Source organism: Pluralibacter sp. (assembly GCF_019237635.1).
Classification (GTDB): Bacteria; Pseudomonadota; Gammaproteobacteria; order Enterobacterales; family Enterobacteriaceae; genus Enterobacter_B.
Genome location: NZ_JAFAGS010000077.1, coordinates 1 through 5183, shown reverse-complemented (window position 1 = coordinate 5183; position 5183 = coordinate 1). Strand labels below are relative to the sequence as shown.

Genomic DNA, 5183 nt, shown 5'->3' with positions numbered 1-5183 from the left:
ATTTATCTTCCTGACAAAACAGCCACCCAACCCTTGAATACCGTATGCACCTGCTTTATCCATAGGTTCACCGCTGGCGATGTAGCCGGCGATCTCCTCGTCTGACAATACTCTGAACGTCACATCTGTCATCACCAGGCAGTCGATGACCTGCTGCCTGTCTGCCAGCGCCACTGCGGTCATCACCTGATGCGTTTGCCCAGAAAGCTGGCGCAGCATCACCGCGGCATGCGCCGCGTCGCGCGGCTTTTCCAGCACTTCGCCATTCAGCACCACAATCGTATCCGCTCCCAGCACTGGCAGGTCGCGCGCGGCCATGGCGACGCCCGCCTGCGCCTTTTCGCGCGCCAGTCGGGCGACATAGTGCGGCGCGCTCTCCTGCGGCTGGCGTTGTTCTTCAATACCGGGCACCAGACGTTCAAACGTAACGCCCAGTTGGGTCAGCAACTCCTGACGACGGGGAGAGCCGGAAGCAAGATACAGCATAGTCATAGAAACCTTTATTGCTTATTGCACCGCGAATTGCTGGCGAATTTTCCGCATCAACAGGAACAACCAGGGCCAGAGTACGCCGTTCACTACACTACTCCAGAACACTTCCGGTCGGAAAGAGACGTTGATCACTAAAAACTCTGCCCAGAAAACAACGACATCCACCGCCAGCGACAGCATCATGACCACCAGCGCCTGTTGCCAAAGCGCCAGATTGCGGAACAACTGATACTTGAGCGCCACCAGGTACGCAATAATGCTAAGCGACAGAGCGCGGACGCCGAGCGTTGAACCACTGATCAGATCCAGTATGGCACCCATGATAAAACCTGTGCCGACATTGACCCGATGCGGTAGCGCCAGAATCCAGTAAAGCAGGATCAACAACACCCAGTTTGGCCGGAAGACGATTAGCGAATCCGGCCAGGGCATCACTTGCAGCAAAAGCGCTATCAGAAACGAAAGCCAGATGACCCAACGTCCCTGGCTACGGTAGCTCGACACTATTGCCCTCCTGGAGGAGGCGTTTGCGGCAAAGCATCCGGCGAAGGTTGCGTCATCCCGGTCGCAGGCGCGGGCACGGGAGCCGGAGGCCCCATGGTATCAACCGGCGGCAATACCTGCGGCATCATCTGCATCAGGCGTTCGTTGGCTACACGATGTACTTCTTCCGGCGTCATGGGGTTGCTGCCGTTACGATCGGCGCCCCACAGCAGCAGCAGATAGCGCAGACGCTGCAACCCGGCGGTCGGACGAGCCTGAATCACCGTATACGCGCGCTGGGTATCCAGCTTCACGGAAGAGACCACCGCAACCGGATATCCTTCCGGGAAACGGCCGCCAAGGCCGGAGGTCACCAGCACATCGCCGACGCGAATATCGGTGTTGGCTGGCAGATGCTCCAACTGCAGATCGTCCGTGCAGCCGTTACCCGCCGCAATCACGCGGATATCGTTACGCAGCACCTGAATCGGCAGCGCATGGGTGGCATCGCATATCAGCAGCACGCGGCTGGTGAGTTTAGCCACCGCGACCACCTGACCGACGACGCCTTTGTCGCTGATCACCGGCTGGCCTTCGTAAACGCCGTTCACGCTCCCTTTGTCGATAACAACCTGATCGCTGTAAGGATCGTTAACGGTTGAAATCACCTGGGTGACCATTTTCTGCTCGTCCTGACGCAACGGCGATCCTAAAAGCTCGCGCAGACGGGCATTTTCCTGCTTGTACTGCCCCAACATCAGAAGATCGCTGTTTTTCAGCAGCAGTTCCTGACGCAGCGCGCGGTTTTCCAGCTCAAGCTGATCGCGAGACGCGAGCGTTTGCGAGATGCTGTCCAGTAATTCACGGGGGCCGTTAGAAACAAAATAGAAAGGACTGACGGCGGTATCCATGTACGTTCGGATTTGGCTGAACGTACCGAGGCGGCTGTCGGCGATAATGACGCCAAGCGCCACCAGCACCGCCAGAATAAGGCGAATCTGTAGCGACGGGCCACGGCTAAAAATGGGCTTCATAGGCTATGCGTATTCTCGTGTCAGTGAAATCAAGGGGCAGCGGTATCGCTACCCCAGACTTCAGGCTGACTACTCTTCGCTGAACAAGTCGCCGCCGTGCATGTCGATCATTTCCAGCGCCTTGCCGCCGCCACGCGCGACACAGGTCAGTGGATCTTCTGCAACTACGACAGGAATTCCTGTCTCTTCCATTAACAGGCGGTCGAGGTTACGCAGCAGCGCACCACCACCGGTCAGAACCATACCGCGCTCGGAAATATCGGATGCCAGCTCCGGCGGGCACTGTTCCAGCGCAACCATCACCGCGCTAACGATACCCGTCAGCGGCTCCTGCAGTGCTTCCAGGATTTCGTTCGAGTTCAGGGTGAAGCCACGCGGCACGCCCTCAGCCAGGTTACGACCACGAACTTCGATTTCGCGCACTTCGTCGCCCGGGTAAGCAGAACCGATTTCGTGTTTGATACGCTCAGCGGTCGCTTCACCAATCAGGGAGCCGTAGTTACGGCGAACGTAATTGATGATAGCTTCGTCGAAACGGTCGCCGCCGATACGGACAGAGGAGGAATACACCACGCCGTTCAGGGAGATAACCGCCACTTCAGTGGTGCCACCACCGATATCCACAACCATAGAACCGGTCGCTTCAGACACCGGCAGACCGGCGCCGATAGCTGCCGCCATCGGTTCTTCAATCAGGAAAACCTCTCGAGCACCTGCGCCCTGAGCAGATTCACGGATCGCACGGCGTTCAACCTGGGTGGCGCCAACCGGCACACAAACCAGTACGCGCGGGCTTGGACGCATGAAGCTGTTGCTGTGCACCTGCTTAATAAAGTGCTGCAGCATTTTCTCCGTAACGAAGAAGTCAGCAATAACGCCGTCTTTCATCGGACGAATAGCTGCGATATTACCCGGTGTACGGCCGAGCATCTGTTTAGCGTCATGACCGACCGCAGCCACGCTTTTCGGCGAACCGGCACGATCCTGGCGAATGGCCACAACAGAAGGCTCATTCAGTACGATGCCTTGTCCTTTCACGTAAATGAGGGTATTCGCGGTACCCAGGTCAATGGACAGGTCATTGGAAAACATGCCACGAAATTTTTTCAACATACTAAGGGATAATCCTGAAAGCTGGGGCGGAAAACAAAATCCGCTTACTTTACCAACCACACGCAGCAGCGACAAGGCGCAAAAATCATCTGCTACGGTGAAAATTAGTGCAGTTCGTTTCCTTTGTTACAAATTCGACCTGACACCGTCAGGATCGCAGCGCTCCTCGCTGACATTGCAACCTGTCAAAGGACGATCACCGTCGTTTCGCTCGAATCGCCAGACGGGCAGACATGCACATCCCGTGGAGAAACAGCGCGCGTTATTCTACGTGAATTCACATTAAACGGCAGGTCAAACAGAGTATCTTTGCGAATATTTTTTCACGTTGGTGTCAAGTGGTTGTGATGCGGCAAAAAAATCGCCCTGACCACCAGAGACACCGCACTCAGTCAGCACCTGCCATTCGTTTCGACTACGTAAACCGGTGGCGAAAACCCGGGTCGGAGTGCCTTTACAAGCCTCGACCAGACTTTGTACCAGTAGTTGGTTTTCACTACGTTTCTCAATATTACGGACCAACCCCGGATGGAGCTTGATGATCTCCACCGTCAGCTGTTTGATCCAGCCTGTCCCGACCAGCGTGAAACCCGCCTGGATCACGGCGACTCTCACCCCTAACGCATTCACCAAACGCATCACGGGCTGTAAACGGCTGATATGTTGACAAACATCGGCCTCTGCAAGTTCAAAAATAATCCGTTTACGCTGCGATTTTTCACACTGCATTAACGTATCACGCAGCCAGCGCTGGAAGCGAGGACGAATCAACGCTTCTACCGTCACCTGTAGCGCCAGGTTTTCCTCCGGCCACCATTTAAGGAACGGCAGCAGGCGGGTGATTTGCAGGCGGTCGTACTCTTCGGCCAGGCCGAACTCCAGCACCATCGGCATATACTCCGCCGCGCTGACCTCTTCTTTGCCGTCAAAAATGCGACACATCAGTTGACGGTGGTGGACATGCCCATCCCGCATGACGGCAGGTTTCTGATAAAAACGCGGACCGCCACGGCTCAACATCTGTTCGATAAGCGTACGCCAGCGCACATTGCCGCGCCCCTTCTCGGGTAAGGTATCGTCGTACACGGCCCAGCTGTTGCTGCCCTGCAGGACCGCGTTACGCACAGCGGCTTCGGCATGCTCCATGACCTGTTCGGTGGTCTGCCCGCCGCGCCAGGCGCAGATGCCGATATGCATCATGTCGTCGTGGTCGAGAATTTTGCTGGCGGGGAGCGCATCCAGCGCTTTAAGCAACTGGCTTGCGATACTGTCGGCCTCTTTTAAGGTGCGATGAGGTAGCAATACCGCGAAATCGCTGCGGTGGTAGCGTGCCAGCAGCGCGCCGGGGTAGCGCATCATAAAGGTCGAGAGCAAATTAATGATGGTAAAGAAATGTTCTTCAGCGGCCGTTCGTCCCCAGTTGTCACGGACCAGGTCGAACTCCGGCAGACGAATCAGCATCACAATGCCATGCGCCCCGACCTTTTCCGGATCCTCAAGCAAGGTCGCCAGTTGGTTATCAAAGAATACGCGGTTGTTCAGGCCCGTTTTGGTGTCCTGCGCGGCGTAGGAGCGGATCAGCGTGTCCATCCGGCTGCGCTGCTCGCTGGCGAACTGAATTTCAGACAGCAACGTATCCAGCGCGCTGCTGGTACGGGCTGGCCACTCATGCACGTTGCCCCGAACCTGGTTGCCGCGCTCACCGTTAAGAATTCGCGTTGAGCGCAATTCCAGCAACTCCTGGCCGGAAAGCTGATTACGCAGCCAACGCATCGAAAAGAAGATGACCAGCACCATAAAGCCGATGGCGACCGTCAGCGGTGCGGTGGTTAACAGCGAATGGAAATAGTTCACCATCGGATCCTGGTACACCATATGGACGGTCATACCAGGATGTTTTATCAACGGGACAGAGACTTCACGGTATTGATAGCTGCTGCCCATCGGCCGATAACTGCTGGTGCGCGAATGGCTGAATACGGTTTTGTGGTTGACGACCACATCCATGCGGACGATATCAACAGGCATCAACAGCTCGTCCAGTTGGCTGTCGATTTTATC

General features: G+C 56.2%; 5 protein-coding genes. All 5 read right to left on the bottom strand.

Going from position 1 to position 5183, the window contains the following annotated elements; genetic code table 11:
• Nucleotides 1-492 (bottom strand): nucleoside triphosphate pyrophosphatase (locus JO226_RS09285; protein WP_293548023.1); only part of this gene is annotated, 492 nt, incomplete at its 3' end.
• 15 nt (nucleotides 493-507) lie between these two features.
• On the bottom strand, nucleotides 508-996 hold the full coding sequence (gene mreD / locus JO226_RS09280; protein WP_293548020.1) for a rod shape-determining protein MreD: 489 nt from the start codon (nucleotides 994-996) through the stop codon (nucleotides 508-510).
• A complete protein-coding gene (gene mreC / locus JO226_RS09275; protein ID WP_293548017.1) occupies nucleotides 996-2009 on the bottom strand; it encodes a rod shape-determining protein MreC in 1014 nt (337 codons plus the stop codon). The genes mreD and mreC overlap by 1 nt, the downstream gene beginning before the upstream one ends.
• Before the next feature lie 69 nt (nucleotides 2010-2078).
• Nucleotides 2079-3122 (bottom strand): rod shape-determining protein MreB, encoded by a 1044-nt coding sequence (gene mreB / locus JO226_RS09270; protein WP_000913396.1) that lies wholly within the window; start codon nucleotides 3120-3122, stop codon nucleotides 2079-2081.
• A 294-nt stretch (nucleotides 3123-3416) separates the two neighbouring features.
• Nucleotides 3417-5183 (bottom strand): RNase E specificity factor CsrD (csrD, locus tag JO226_RS09265; protein ID WP_293547715.1); only part of this gene is annotated, 1767 nt, incomplete at its 5' end.

Excerpts from the sequence above, each read along its gene's own strand:
- mreB (WP_000913396.1), bottom strand. The coding sequence starts at position 3,122 with ATGTTGAAAAAATTTCGTGGCATGTTTTCCAATGACCTGTCCATTGAC.
- mreC (WP_293548017.1), bottom strand. The coding sequence starts at position 2,009 with ATGAAGCCCATTTTTAGCCGTGGCCCGTCGCTACAGATTCGCCTTATT.